A 13,280-nucleotide genomic window follows, 5' to 3' on the forward strand; every position below is an offset into this window, starting at 1 on the left:
GGCCAAGACCGAAGAGAAGGCCAAGCCGGCGCCTGCCGCCGGTGGCGACGACTGGGCCACCCCACCGCCCGCGCTGGACGACAGCGCCCCCGAGGCCAAGGACGAGGAGAAGACCGCGCCGGCAGCTCCGACGGACGACTCGACGCGGCCGTTCGGCCCGGGATCTGTGCTGGCGGAGGCGGACGGTTCAGGCCCGGAGGGCTGGCTCAAGGGCAACGCCGACTCGATGATCTTCCACACCGCGGACTCCCCCGCGTACGACTCCACCGACGCCGAGGTCTGGTTCGAGTCCGAGGAGCACGCGAAGGCAGCCGGCTTCCGCCACTGGTGACCTCACCGGCAAAAGGTGGTGGTGAGCACATGCATGCATGTGCTCACCACCACCTTTTGCCGGGGTTTCAGGGGTGGCTCGTTGGCCGGGTCCGGACGTGACGCGGCTCAGGGCCAGCGGGGCATGAGCTCGGCGGCGACCTGCTCGAGCACGTCGAGGCTGCCGCGGTACGGATCGGTCGGCCGCGGCCAGTGCGTGATGAGGTCGGTGAACCCGATCTCGGCCGCCCGACCCACCGCGTCCTCGAACCGGCCAACGCTCTCCAGGGAGTAGAAGCCCTGCGGGTCCAGGTTCAGGTGCCGCTCGAACGTCTCGACCGAGCCGCCCTCCTGCTCCAGCGCGTCGTCCAGCCGGCGCGACAGGTCCCGCAGGCTCGCCCACCACGCGTCGTAGGAGTCCCCGGGCTTGCCGTACGTCACCCAGCCCTGACCGATGCGGGCGGCGAGGCGCAGGGCGCGCGGTCCGTTGGCGGCCATCACGAACGGGATTCGCGCACGGGCCGGGCCCGGCAGCGTCCGCGCGTCGCGAGCGGAGAAGTAGTGGCCCTCCGAGCTGACGTGGTCCTCGCGCAGCAGCCGGTCCAGCAGCTCGGTGAACTCCTCGAACCGCTCGTACCGCTGACGAGGCGTGAGGTCAGGGCCGCCGAGCAGACGTGCGTCGACGTCGCCACCGGCCCCGATCCCGCAGACGAACCGGCCGCCGGAGATGTCGTCCAGGGCGAGCAGGTCGCGCATGAACGTCACCGGGTGGCGGTAGTTCGGGGAGGTGACGAACGTGCCCAGCCGGATGCGTGAAGTCACCGTCGCGGCGGCGGTCAGGGTGGGCGTCGTGCCGAACCACGGCGAGTCCGGCAGTCCGCCCCAGACGAGGTGGTCGTACGTCCAGGCGTGGTCGAACCCGAGCTCCTCCGCGCGGCGCCACAGCGGGGCGGCCTGCGCCCAGGGGTACTCCGGCAGGATGGTGATCCCGAATCGCATGCTCCGAGACTAGGCCGGGTCGTCCGCGAGGCGCAGCAGCGGCAGGTACGGCGACAGGTCGGCGCGCTGCCCGGACGCCCGGACGAGCCCCTCTCCCTCGGCGTCGGCCCACGAGATCGCTCCGGTGGCGATGCGAAGCCACGAGTCTGCTTGCATCTCAACGACATTCGTCGGCGTACCCCGCTTGTGGCGCGGCCCCTCGATGACCTGGACGGCCCCGAACGGCGGCACCCGCACCTCCACGCTGTGGCCCGGTGCCTGCAGCGAGAGCTCTTCGAGGGTGTAGCGGACCGCGGTCGCCGTCGTCGCGCGGTCGGCGGCGGCCGGCTCGGCGTGCCACTGGACGAGCGCCGCGCGGCCGGCAGCGGGATCGATGCGTCGACGTGGGGGCATCCGCCCATCCTGCCGTGCCGCGATGGCAGCCTGCCCCAGCCGGCCGGCCACCGGGGTCGTCCAGAACTGGTGAACCGGCTCGGGCCGTGACACCAGGTCCTCACCACGCGCCCCGCGCGGCGCCCCGGCTACACCGTTCGCCGGACAGTCCCGCGCTCAGGTGAGGCGTTGGGCAAGAGCGCGGCCGGCTGCTCGGCCGGAGAAGATGCAGCCTCCCAGGAACGTCCCCTCGAGGGCGTTGTATCCGTGGACCCCTCCTCCCCCGAAGCCGGCGACCTCTCCAGCGGCGTAGAGACCACGCAGCGGGGTGCCGTCTTCGCGCAGGACCTGGCTGTCGAGGTTGGTCTGCAGTCCGCCGAGCGTCTTACGGGTGAGGATGTTCAGGCGGACCGCGATCAGAGGTCCGTTGTCCGGGTCGAGGAACTTGTGCGGCTTGGCGACGCGGACGAGGCGGTCGGTGCGCGACTGCCGCGCATTGTTGATCGCCATCAGCTGCAGGTCCTTCGAGAAGGAGTTGTCGATTTCTCGATCACGAGCGGTGATGGTTCGCCGCAGGTCTGCGGGGTCGATCACTGGGCCGCGCGAGAGATTGTTCATACCCTCGACCAATGCTTCGACCGTATCCGCGACGACGAAGTCCTCGCCGTGCTGCTTGAATTTCTCAACCGGGTCCGGGGCGCCCTTGGACAGCCGACTTCTCAGCAGGAAGCGGACGTCCTTCTGGGTGATGTCCGGGTTCTGCTCCGAGCCCGAGAGCGCGAACTCCTTCTCAATGACAGCTTGAGTGAGAACGAACCACGAGTAGTCGTAGCCGGTGGCCAGGATCTCCTTCATCGTGCCCAGGGAGTCAAACCCAGGAAAGTTCGGCGCAGGGAACCGAGCACCTGTCGCGTCCAGCCACAGCGACGACGGACCGGGAATGATGCGGATCGCGTGGTCCGGCCAGATCGGGTCCCAGTTGTGGACGCCCTCTGTGTAGGCCCAGATCCGGTCGCGGTTGACGAGGTTTGCCCCGGCATCCTCACTGATCTGCAGCATCCGCCCGTCGACGTGAGCGGGGACCCCGCTGATGAGATGCTTCGGCGCAGGCCCTAGACGTTCGGTCGGCCAATGGCGACGGATCAGCTCGTGGTTGTGACCGATGCCGCCCGAGGTCACCACTACTGCGCGAGCCCGACGGACGAAATCGCCGACGACATCGCGTGAGGACTTCACCCCGCGGGCTCCGTCGCCATCGGCCAGTACGCTCCCACGCACCCCGACGACCGCGCCCTCCTCGACGAGCAGCTCGTCGACTTGGTGCCTGAAGCCGAAGCGCACCAGTCCCCTCTCCTCCGCCGCTGCGACGGGCTCGGCGAAGACTCGCACGACCTCCGGCCCGGTACCCCACGTCAGGTGGAAGCGAGGCACTGAGTTGCCATGGCCGGTCGCCGAGCCCGCACCTCGCTCCGCCCAACCGACCAGTGGGAGCAGGCGCAACCCGAGCTCGTGAAGGTACGTGCGCTTCTCGGTGGCCGCGAAGTCGACGTAAGCCTCGGCCCAACGCTGAGCCCAGCTGTCCTGATCCTCCAACCGATCGAACGCCGCCGACCCCAACCAGTCCTGCAGAGCGAGATCACGGGAGTCCTTGATCCCCATGCGCCGCTGCTCGGGGCTGTCAACGAAGAACAGGCCGCCCAGGGACCAGAACGCCTGACCGCCGAGGTTGGCTCGGTTCTCTTGGTCGAGCACCAGGACTCGCTTGCCCGCAAGGGCCAGCTCATGGGTTGCGACAAGACCGGCTAGGCCGGCGCCCACCACGATGACATCGGGCTCAAAAGTGCTCACGACTACCTGCTTTCCTTCGTGTGCGCCTCGACGACGAGGACGAACAGGTCGACCCGACGGGCGTGGACGACCTCGTCGTCCGGTTCAACGAGGCACTGGACGAGGGTGCCGTCGTGCACCGCAACGAGGGCCTGACCCAAGGCGTCACGATTGACCACCTCTTGGCCATTCATCGCCAGCAGCCTCTCGATCACCGGGAGCAGTGCCCGTTGGATGCCCCGCTCGCGCTCGGCCATGACCCAGCGCATCCCCGGCGTACGCAGGGCGTGAGCGGTGAACTCGGCCGACACCCGGTACCAGTCCTCATCGACCGGGATGACAGCCAGCGCGAACTCGACTGCCTCGCGTACCGAGCCCACCTGATCGGGCATGCGCTCCTCGAAAGCAGTGTGCAGACCCGAGACCATGTCGGCAGAACGCTGCTCCCACATCGCGAGAAACAGCTCGTCCAATGAACTGAAGTTGGAGTAGAAGGCGCCACGAGTGAAGCCAGCGCGATCACACACCTGCTCCACCGTGGTCCTGCCGAACCCCTGCTCAGCGAAGACCCCGAGAGCCGCGTCGACCAGGCGCTGACGTGTCACTGCACGACGGTGCGAGACCGTCCTGAGATCGCCCATGGGCCCGTACGATACACGGGCGTATCGGATGCGTTCGTGTATCAGAAAACTGGTACACCCCCTCTGGGCCAGATATTCTCCCTCCGTGGCAGGTGCCGGACTGGGACGGATGAGCCTCGGGCTCGACGCTGGCTACTGCCTCTTCGTCGGTGCCGTCCTCGTCTGCGCCGGGCCGCTCATTGCGGCGCAGGTACGGCTCCGTACGGGTACGGCTGACGGCGCAGGCTGATGGGACCGATGATCCGCGCGGCGAGCCTGCGCGGCTTCGTTGCTCTGGTGCAACAGCTCGGCGGCGACCCGGACGACTTGCTGCGGCAGTTCGCCATCCCTCGCGATGTCCTGCTGGTTGACGACGGACTGATCTCGCTGACCGACCGCGACCGGATGCTCGATGCCGCGGCGGAGATCCTCGACTGCCCGGATTTCGGATTGCGCCTCGCCGACCACCAGGACCTCGGCGTGCTGGGTGCGCTGGCCGTCGCGATCGAGGCGTCCGCCACGGGCGCCGACGCGGTGGGCTGCGCCTCCCGGTACATGTTCGTGCACAGCTCCGCGCTGCGAGTCGAGCTGCGGCCCGATCCGCAGGGTGCGCCGGACGTCGTCGCGCTGACGTACACCAAGGATCTGAGCCGCTCGCCGTACTCTGCCCAGGCGATGGAGCTCGCTCTGGGAGTCTTCCACCGCATCGTCCTGGCCCTCATCGCCGGCGATCCGGTCCGCTCGGTGGAGCTGGCGCACGCGCCCCTCTCCGCGCCGCGCAGGTACGAGCAGTTCTTCGGTGGGCCGGTCCGGTTCGGGACGGCGGTCGGTGCCCTGCGGGTGGAGCGCGACTGGCTGGACGCGCAGTTCACCGGGGCGAACACCACGGTGCGCCGGTTGGCGATGGAGCATCTGCAGCGCCAACCGCGGGAGCCCGGCGGCCCGGTCGCCGCGCAGGTGCGCGCCGTGCTGGAGGGCCGGATGGGCAGCGCGCCGCCGCGCATCGCCGACGTCGCGCGCCTGATGGCGTGCGCGCCGCGTACGGTGCAGCGCCGTCTGGGCCAGGAGGGCACCACCTTCGAGCGGCTGATGGACGACGTCCGTCGAGGTATCGCATACCGGCTGGTGACCGGCACGGACATACCCATCGGGCAGATCGCCGCGATGGCCGGTTTCGCCGAACAGTCCGCGCTCACCCGCGCGATGCGCCGTTGGTACGGCGTCGGCCCGCGCGTCCTGCGACGCACTGGGGCTGGCGCGCAGGGGTAAGAAGTCGGCGGGCTGGGGCGAGCGCGCTGTGACCGGGGTCACACACCCTGGTGCGACGCCGCAGTGCAGCGGCGGGTGCCGGCACGACTCGGCACATCCCCCAGGAGGTTCCGATGAAGACAGCTACCCGTTCGTTCGCTGCGACCCTGACCACCGCAGCGCTGCTCGCCGGCGGCAGTGCGGTCGCCCCGCAGGCCCACGCCGCCGGCGACTCGTTCTACTCCTACACCGGTGACGAACCGCTGTCGTCGTACGCTCCGGGTGCCGTCCTGAAGACACGCGAGCTGCAGTACCACGTCATCGGCATCCCGACGCCGGTGACCGCAGTGCAAGTGCTCTACCGCAGCACCGACGCGCAGGGTCGTCCGTCCGCCAACGTGACCTCGGTGCTCAAGCCCGCCCGCCAGGACCCGACCAAGGCCGTGTCGTACCAGTCGTTCTACGACTCACTGAACCCCGAGGACAGCCCGTCGCGCTCCATCGCCGGCAACGTCAGCTTCGGCGGACTGGTCACCGATGCGGAGTCGCTCATCATCGTTCCGCTGCTGCTCAAGGGCTACACGGTCGTGGTCCCCGACACCGAGGGCCAGCAGGCCAACTTCGCGGCCGGCCCGGAGTACGCATACAACACGTTGGACTCGCTGCGGGCGGTCACCCACACGGCGGCAACCGGGTTGAACCCCACCACCCGCACCGGCCTGATCGGCTACTCCGGCGGCGCGATTGCGACGAACTGGGCGGCCGCGCTCGCGCCGTCGTACGCGCCGGAGATCAACAACACCCTGGTCGGTTTCACCGAGGGCGGCCTGCTGGTCGACCCGGCCCACAATCTTCCCTACGTCAAGGGGAGTACCACCTGGGCGGGGATCGCCGGGATGGCGCTGGTCGGCGTCGCGCGGTCGTACGACGTCGACTTCACGCCGTACCTCACCGAGGAGGGGAAGCAGACCCTCGCGAAGTTCGAGAAGGCCTCCATCAACAATGTGCTTTTCCAGTACCCGACGTTCTCCTGGGACAAGCTGGTCAAGCCCGCCTACGCCAACCCGAACTCGGTGCCCGCGTACGTCGAGGCAGTCAACAAGCTGAACCTCGGTTCCGCGCCGACACCGACCGTGCCGGGCTACATCGGTCAGGGCGCGGCCGGCGAACTGGAGGGGACGTCGGGCAACAAGCCGGGCATCGGTCGTGGTGATGGGGTCATGATCGCCGGTGACGTGCGGACGCTCGCGCGCCAGTACTGCGCGACCGGCAACAGGCGGATCAAGTACACCCAGTTCGAGCTGACCAGCCACTTCCCGACCGTTCCGCTGTGGGCGCCCGGCGCGCTCAGCTGGCTCGACGACCGCTTCACCACCGCGGCCGCGCCCTCCAGCTGCGGGCTCATCCCCGCCGGTAACCCGTTGACGCCTGAGGTCGTCGCGCCCTGAGCCAGGGCCCGGGCGCCCTCACCCGAGGGCGCCCGGGTACCAGGTCGCCGCAGAGGTGCCCGTAGGTCACGAGCCAGGGATACCGAGGTACTTCCACGCCGGGATCAACGACGGGCATCTCGAGTCATGGTCGGGTCGATGGACAACGTGCCGTCACGTCGCTTGTGGGAGAAGGCTCACATCGACCGGTGAGACAGGCACCCGAGTACCGTTCCCGGGTGCCGATCGAGTTGGTGACCGATGAGCGGGGCGGGGTGACGGTCGTCCGGGACGGGCACCCGCAGTCGTATGTGCAGCCGGACGACCCCCAGCTGCTCGTCTTCGAGTACGTCCAGCACCTGGCGCTCGCCCTCGACGCGCTCGCCCCGGCGGGACGGCTCGGTGTCACGCACATCGGCGGCGCGGGCCTCACGCTCGCCCGTTACGTCGAGCACACCCGGCCCGGCTCACCCCAGATCGTCCTGGAGCCGGACGTCGAGCTGACCGAGGTCGTCCGCCGCGAGCTGCCGCTCCCCCGCGGCCATCGCATCCGCGTCCGACCCGTCGACGGCGCCGCGGGGGTGGGTGGCCTCAAGGACGCGAGCGCGGACGTCGTCGTGCTCGACGCGTACGACGAGGGCCGGGTGCCGGCGGACCTCACCTCGGCGACGTTCGCCGCGTCGGCCGCCCGGGTGCTGCGACCCGGCGGCCTGCTGCTGATGAACCTCGCCGACGAGCCCGGCCTGCGGTACGTCGCCCGGGTCGTCGCGACGCTGCTGCCGGCGTTCCCCTCGGTCGCGGCCGTCACGCTGCAGGAGGTGCTGAAGGGCAAGCGGTACGGCAACGTCGTCCTCGTCGCCTCGGCCGCTCCGCTCGACGTGGACGAGCTGCGCCGCCGTGCCGCTCGCGCGGACTTCCCGACCGGCGTGCTGGGAGCGGCCGAGCTGACCCGGCGTGCCCGGTCAGCGACGCCGTTCGACGAGGTCGGCGAGCCCTCTCCCGCGCCCCCTGACCCGGGCCGCTGGCGCCTGCGCTGAGGGCCGGCCGGACGCCCGCTCCCGCGTCCGTGGTGGTCCAGAGGTGAGCCATGGCTCACGTCCTGACCACCGCCCGCTCTCGAATCGGGTGGCCCCGGGGAGGCGTGCGCCACTACCGTCCTCCCGATTCCGAAGGAGGTGCCTCGTGGCGATCGAGGACACTTTGGCGCGCGCGGCCGCCGACATCGAGCGCGGCGACGCGGGCCTGGCGCGGCATCGGCTGACGAGTCTGCGCGCCCAGTACCCGGGCGACTTCGAGGTACGGCGGGCGCTGCGCGACGCCTGCCGTGCCGCGCTCGACCCCGCCCAGGCCGGTCGGTGGGGCTTCGTCCTCGAGGACGCCACCGCGGAGGAGATCGCTGCGTACGAGCGCTCCCGCGGCCGTCATCCGCGGGAGATGGTCAGCCAGCTGTCCTGGCACGTCGACACGCCCACCGAGGGGCCGGTCAGCCAGGCCCGGCTCGACCGGTTGCATCGCGACCTCGACGCGCTGCCGAAGGACGAACGGGTCGGTGTCGAGCGCTGGTCCGGCGACCCGACGCCGGGCGGATTCGACTGGGTGGCGTTGGGCTGCGTGATCCTCTTCGCTTACACCCTGCTCTTGTTGGCACTTGGTGCCTACCAGTTCCAACAGATCCTGCGCGGCTGGCTCGGCTGACCCGTCGGCCACCAGAACGACTCCGTCCGGTGCAGATGTCTCGGCACGTGCAGGGTCATCTGCACCGGACAGGGTCGTCTGCGACGCTGGCCGTCCGCAGCGCCCCGGGAGACGATGGCGACATGAGCGACGCCCTCCGTGACCTGCTCGCCTCCCGCGGCCTGGGAGTGCTGGCCACCATCAAGCGCGACGGGCGGCCGCAGCTGTCGAACGTCACCTACGTGTACGACCGCGAGCGGGACCTGATCCGGGTGTCGATCACCGACGGCCGGGCCAAGACCGCGAACCTGCGCCGCGACCCGCGTGCGTCCCTGCAGGCGCAGAGCGACGACGGCTGGTCGTACGTGGTGGCCGAGGTACGCGCCGAGCTGCTGCCCGTGGCGCGGGCCACGGACGACGAGAGCGTCGAGGAGCTCATCGACATCTACCGCGCGGCGAACGGTGAGCACCCCGACTGGGAGGACTACCGGCGCGCGATGGTGGCCGACCGGCGCATCCCGCTGCACCTGCACGTCGAGCGTGTCTACGGGATGGCCCGCTGACCCGCTCGGTACGCCGGGTGACGGGCCCGCCTCCACCGCTCGGTAATCTTGGCCGGTCCCGCCACTGCCTCCCGTGGAGACCACCTGTGATGTCCTCGTCGCACGCGCCCGTGCTGACCACCGTCGAGGGCGGCGCCGCCCTCTCCCCGTTCCGTACCCGTGCGCTGCTGGAGCGGCTCCGGGCCGTGGCACCGCAGGTCACCGACGTCGTGGCCCGCCACGTGCACTGGGTGGCCAGCGACGCCGAGCTCGACGCAGCCGCACACGACCGCGTGGCCCAGCTGCTGACCTACGGTCCGCCGGCGACGCGGACGGACGCGACCGGCACGCTGCTGGTGGTGGGACCGCGGCTGGGCACGGTCTCGCCATGGGCGTCCAAGGCGACCGACATCATGCACAGCTGCGGCGTCGACGTGCGCCGGGTCGAGCGGGTCACCGAGTACGTGCTGGTCGGCGAGCCGCTCACCGACCAGCAGCTCGCGGACGCCGCCGCGCTCCTGCACGACCGGATGACCGAGTCCGTCCTCCCTCGCCGCGAGGACGCCGCGCACCTGTTCGACGAGCGCGAGCCGCAGCCGATGGAGCACATCGACGTGCTCGGCCGCGGCCGTCCTGCGCTGGAGGAGGCCGACACCGCGTACGGTCTGGCGCTCTCGGACGACGAGATCGACTACCTCGTGGACGCGTTCCGCGGGCTGCGGCGCAACCCCACCGACGTCGAGCTGATGATGTTCGCGCAGGCCAACTCCGAGCACTGCCGGCACAAGATCTTCAACGCCGACTTCGTCGTCGACGGCGAGGTCAAGACGTCCAGCCTGTTCGGGATGATCCGGCACACCGAGCAGGTCGCCGGCGAGGGCACCGTCGTCGCGTACAAGGACAACGCGTCCATCATGGCGGGCGGCCGGATCACCCGGTGGCTGCCTGAGTCCCCGGACGGCCCGACGCGGTACGCGGCCCGGGAGACCGACGCGCACGTGCTGATGAAGGTCGAGACGCACAACCACCCGACTGCGATCAGCCCGTTCCCGGGCGCGGCGACGGGCGCCGGCGGCGAGATCCGCGACGAGGGCGCGACCGGCCGTGGCTCGCAGCCCAAGGCCGGCCTGACGGGGTTCGCCGTCTCGAACCTGCACCTGCCCGACACGTCCGAGCCATGGGAGCGCGAGACGTACGGCCGCCCGGACCACATCGCCTCGCCGCTGGACATCATGATCGAGGGGCCGATCGGCGCGGCGGCGTTCAACAACGAGTTCGGCCGGCCGGGGCTCGGCGGGTTCTTCCGCGTGTACGAGCAGACCGTCGACGGCGTGCGCCGCGGGTTCCACAAGCCGATCATGAGCGCGGGCGGCCTCGGCTCCATCGACGCGTCGCAGACCGAGAAGGTCCGCTTCCCCGAGGGCACGCTGCTGATCCAGCTCGGCGGTCCGGGCATGCGGATCGGCATGGGCGGCGGCGCCGCGTCGTCGATGGCGTCCGGCACCAACGCCGCCGACCTCGACTTCGACTCCGTCCAGCGCGGCAACCCCGAGATCGAGCGGCGCGCGCAGGAGGTCATCAACCACTGCTGGTCCCTCGGCGACGACAACCCCGTGCTGGCGATCCACGACGTGGGCGCGGGCGGGCTGTCCAACGCGTTCCCCGAGCTGGTGGACGACGCCGGCCTGGGTGCGCGGTTCGACCTGAGCGCCGTCCCGCTGGAGGAGTCCGGCCTGGCGCCCAAGGAGATCTGGTGCAACGAGAGCCAGGAGCGGTACGTCCTCGCGATCGCTCCGGAGTCGCTGTCCCGGTTCGCGGCGCTCGCCGACCGCGAGCGCTGCCCGTACGCGGTGGTCGGCGTCGCCCAGTCCGACGGCCGGCTCGTGGTCTCCGCCACCCCGCTGGTTGAGCCGGCCGGAGCGCTGGTCGAGCCCACCTCCCCGCTGGTTGAGCCGGCCGGAGCGCTAGCGGAGGCCGAGTCGAAACCCGGTGAGCCGCGGGGAGACCGGTCGTAGCTGTCACCGGGTTTCGACTCGCTCCTCGGCTGGCGCCTCGGAGCGGCTCAACCAGCGAGGTGGCTGGCTCAACCGGCGGGGTGGCTGGGTCAACCGGCGAGGTGGTCGGCTGGTCAGTGGGCATGGGGTGTCGCCCCGTGATCGGTGGCTGGCGCCGTACCAGCCGCATCCGTACGGACGGCGAGCTCGGCGGTCCGGACCACTCCGTCGTGCTTGAAGTCCAGGAACATCCGGTACGAACCCACGCTCGGCGCCGTCGCCTCGAACGTCACGCCCGGACCGGCCGGAGTCTTCCCGTCGCCCGGCTCGCCCTCGGGATGGACGTGCAGGTACGCCAGGTCGCCCTCGCGCAGCGTCACCAGGTGCCCGTACGCCCCGAGGTAGGGCTGCAGATCGCGAACAGGCTTGCCACCCTTGGTGATCGAGAGAGTCATCGGCGCCGTACGACCGGGGGTCAGGCGCCCGGTCAGCGTGACGGCGTACCCGTCGACGGTCGTCGTGGTCGTCGGCCGCGCAGGGGGAGCCGGCCGGTAGTCGCCCGGCACCGCGAGGTCGTCCCCGAGAGTCAGCGCCGGTCCGCCGGTGGCCTTGAAGTCGGCGAAGATCCGCCACTGCCCGGGCGTCAGGTCCAGCTGCGTACGCCAGCGCCCGTCGCTGCCGAGCACCGGGTGCACGTGCTGGAAGCCGGTCAGGTCACGTCGTGCGGCGATGAGGTGCAGCTGCTTCTCGTGCTGCATGTCGTACGCGGTGACGGGCCGGCCGTCGCGGCCCAGCACGGTGAACGAGACGGGCCGGCGACCGGTCGCGTTCGACTGCTGGTCGAGGACCAGGCGGTACCCGTCCTGAGCGACCTGGAGGCCGCCGGGCAGCGATGCGGCGGCCGACTCGGCCGTACCGCTGCCGTGCCCGGCGTGCGCATCGGTGGATGCGCCACCGGACGGCATCGTGCCGTGGCCGTGCATGGCCGGAGGCGGCGACGTGTCGAGCGGGCCGACCGCGTGCCCACCCACGAGCGCCACCCCGAAGACCGCAGCGAGCCCGACGGTGAAGGCGCCGATCCTGCCCGCGGAGCTCATGACAGCGTGTAGCCGGCCTCGTCGACGGCCGCGCTGACGATGACCCGGTCGACCGGCTGATCGCTGGTGACGGTGAGGTCGCCGGAGGCGAGGTCGACCCGGACGTCGGTCACACCGGCGATCTCCTGGACCTCCTCGGTGACGGATGCGACGCAGTGCTGGCAGGTCATTCCGGTCACGGTGTACGTGGCGGTCGTCATGGCGAATCTCCTTGGTGTGGTTCAGGATCGGACGAGGCGCGCAATGGCGTCCGAGGCTTCTTTGATCTTGACCTGAGCCTCGGCGTCACCCTGCCGGGCGGCGTCGACGACGCAGTGGCTCATGTGCTCCTCGAGCAGCGCGAGCGAGACCGACTGCAGCGCCTTCGTCATGGCGCTGACCTGGGTGAGGATGTCGATGCAGTACTTCTCCTCCTCGACCATCCGCTGGAGCCCGCGGGCCTGGCCCTCGATCCGGCGCAGCCGCTTGAGGTAGTCGTCCTTGCGGGTGATGTAGCCGTAGTGGTGCTCGTGCTCGTGCTCGGCGGCCGGGGTGTCGGTCATCGCTGCTCTCCCTCGTCGGTGCTCTGCTCAACACCATACCCCCCTAGGGTAATTCCGCAAGGGCGCGCGACGACCGGGCGACGTGCCCGCCGACCTGACCCGCCCGCCCCGACTGCCAGGCCGAGTGCGCGCGTCCTGTCAGTTTTCCGGTGTGAACGGTGCAGGACACGCGCACTCGACCAGGCAGGACACGCGCACTCGGCCGAGCGGGTCGGGGTGAGGATCAGGGGGTTGCTGCGAGCAGGGTGGCGAGGCCGTCGGTCGCGCGGTAGCCCTCCGGCACGCCGCCGACGAGCGCGGCGATCGAGTCGCTGTTCTCGGTACGCAGCGGCAGGATCGCGGCGTACTCCGGCGAGGCGTACCAGTCCTGCGCGGCCCGCATCGATGGGAACTCGATGATGACGACCCCACCGTCCCACTCGCCCTCCAGGCCGACGAGCTCGCTGACGTGTGCGAGGAAGCGACCGCCGTACGGGTCCATGGTCGCGTCGATCCGCTTCAGGTAGTCGATGATCTCCTCGCCGAACCGGACGTTGCGCAGGTAGGCGACGGCGTACGCGGGGGTGGTGGTCATGGCTGCTCCTCGGCTGGTGATGACGACGGGTCCAGCCTCGACCGGTGATGTCAGG

Annotated in this window: 16 protein-coding genes; 8 read left to right on the forward strand and 8 right to left on the reverse strand. The window is 70.5% G+C overall.

The genetic code is table 11. From position 1 onward, the window contains the following. On the forward strand, positions 1 to 331 hold a 331-nt coding region (locus P4R38_RS05300), incomplete at its 5' end, for a sunset domain-containing protein (RefSeq protein ID WP_457609441.1). Positions 332 to 438: 107 nt separating this feature from the next. Here the strand turns inward: P4R38_RS05300 and P4R38_RS05305 are convergent. The 4 genes from P4R38_RS05305 to P4R38_RS05320 form a co-directional block, all read right to left on the reverse strand. Further along, positions 439 to 1,308 carry an LLM class flavin-dependent oxidoreductase gene (locus tag P4R38_RS05305; protein ID WP_277191327.1) on the reverse strand — a complete coding sequence of 290 codons (870 nt, stop codon included), beginning with the start codon at positions 1,306 to 1,308 and terminating at the stop codon, positions 439 to 441. A 9-nt stretch (positions 1,309 to 1,317) separates the two neighbouring features. Further along, complete coding sequence (locus P4R38_RS05310; protein WP_277191328.1) at positions 1,318 to 1,701, reverse strand: sterol carrier family protein; 384 nt, start codon at positions 1,699 to 1,701, stop codon at positions 1,318 to 1,320. A gap of 156 nt (positions 1,702 to 1,857) precedes the next feature. Next, positions 1,858 to 3,528 (reverse strand): FAD-binding dehydrogenase, encoded by a 1,671-nt coding sequence (locus P4R38_RS05315; RefSeq protein ID WP_277191329.1) that lies wholly within the window; start codon positions 3,526 to 3,528, stop codon positions 1,858 to 1,860. A gap of 2 nt (positions 3,529 to 3,530) precedes the next feature. After that, positions 3,531 to 4,148: a TetR/AcrR family transcriptional regulator gene (locus tag P4R38_RS05320; protein WP_277191330.1), complete on the reverse strand. Its 618-nt coding sequence runs from the start codon at positions 4,146 to 4,148 to the stop codon at positions 3,531 to 3,533. 85 nt (positions 4,149 to 4,233) lie between these two features. Here P4R38_RS05320 and P4R38_RS05325 point away from each other — a divergent pair, with 85 nt between their 5' ends. From P4R38_RS05325 to purL, 7 genes are all read left to right on the forward strand, one after another. Continuing rightward, on the forward strand, positions 4,234 to 4,377 hold the full coding sequence (locus P4R38_RS05325; protein ID WP_277191331.1) for a hypothetical protein: 144 nt from the start codon (positions 4,234 to 4,236) through the stop codon (positions 4,375 to 4,377). Continuing rightward, on the forward strand, positions 4,377 to 5,396 hold the full coding sequence (locus P4R38_RS05330; protein WP_277191332.1) for an AraC family transcriptional regulator: 1,020 nt from the start codon (positions 4,377 to 4,379) through the stop codon (positions 5,394 to 5,396). Before P4R38_RS05325 ends, P4R38_RS05330 begins: the two co-directional genes overlap by 1 nt. Before the next feature lie 113 nt (positions 5,397 to 5,509). Beyond that, complete coding sequence (locus P4R38_RS05335) at positions 5,510 to 6,823, forward strand: lipase family protein (protein WP_277191333.1); 1,314 nt, start codon at positions 5,510 to 5,512, stop codon at positions 6,821 to 6,823. Between the two features lie 218 nt (positions 6,824 to 7,041). Next, positions 7,042 to 7,839 carry a spermidine synthase gene (locus tag P4R38_RS05340; RefSeq protein WP_346770740.1) on the forward strand — a complete coding sequence of 266 codons (798 nt, stop codon included), beginning with the start codon at positions 7,042 to 7,044 and terminating at the stop codon, positions 7,837 to 7,839. Between the two features lie 145 nt (positions 7,840 to 7,984). Then, the gene (locus P4R38_RS05345; protein WP_277191334.1) at positions 7,985 to 8,497 is read left to right on the forward strand and encodes a DUF6584 family protein; all 513 of its coding nucleotides are present in this window, start codon (positions 7,985 to 7,987) and stop codon (positions 8,495 to 8,497) included. Between the two features lie 122 nt (positions 8,498 to 8,619). Further along, positions 8,620 to 9,039, forward strand: coding sequence for a PPOX class F420-dependent oxidoreductase (locus P4R38_RS05350; RefSeq protein ID WP_277191335.1), 420 nt, complete (start codon positions 8,620 to 8,622; stop codon positions 9,037 to 9,039). Between the two features lie 89 nt (positions 9,040 to 9,128). Then, entirely contained in the window at positions 9,129 to 11,033 is a 1,905-nt protein-coding gene (gene purL / locus P4R38_RS05355) for a phosphoribosylformylglycinamidine synthase (protein WP_346770741.1), read from the forward strand. Between the two features lie 113 nt (positions 11,034 to 11,146). On the opposite strand, the gene P4R38_RS05360 is transcribed toward purL, so the two are convergent. The 4 genes from P4R38_RS05360 to P4R38_RS05375 all read right to left on the reverse strand — a co-directional run bounded on the left by P4R38_RS05360 (position 11,147) and on the right by P4R38_RS05375 (position 13,225). Beyond that, on the reverse strand, positions 11,147 to 12,109 hold the full coding sequence (locus P4R38_RS05360; RefSeq protein ID WP_277191336.1) for a hypothetical protein: 963 nt from the start codon (positions 12,107 to 12,109) through the stop codon (positions 11,147 to 11,149). Next, on the reverse strand, positions 12,106 to 12,309 hold the full coding sequence (locus P4R38_RS05365; protein ID WP_277191337.1) for a heavy-metal-associated domain-containing protein: 204 nt from the start codon (positions 12,307 to 12,309) through the stop codon (positions 12,106 to 12,108). Before P4R38_RS05365 ends, P4R38_RS05360 begins: the two co-directional genes overlap by 4 nt. A 21-nt stretch (positions 12,310 to 12,330) precedes the next feature. Next, the gene (locus P4R38_RS05370; protein ID WP_277191338.1) at positions 12,331 to 12,651 is read right to left on the reverse strand and encodes a metal-sensitive transcriptional regulator; all 321 of its coding nucleotides are present in this window, start codon (positions 12,649 to 12,651) and stop codon (positions 12,331 to 12,333) included. Between the two features lie 223 nt (positions 12,652 to 12,874). Next, entirely contained in the window at positions 12,875 to 13,225 is a 351-nt protein-coding gene (locus tag P4R38_RS05375; protein WP_277191339.1) for a DUF1330 domain-containing protein, read from the reverse strand. Positions 13,226 to 13,280 lie beyond the last annotated feature (55 nt).

Origin of the sequence: Luteipulveratus flavus, assembly GCF_029439465.1 — a bacterium.
Lineage (GTDB): Bacteria > Actinomycetota > Actinomycetes > Actinomycetales > Dermatophilaceae > Luteipulveratus > Luteipulveratus flavus.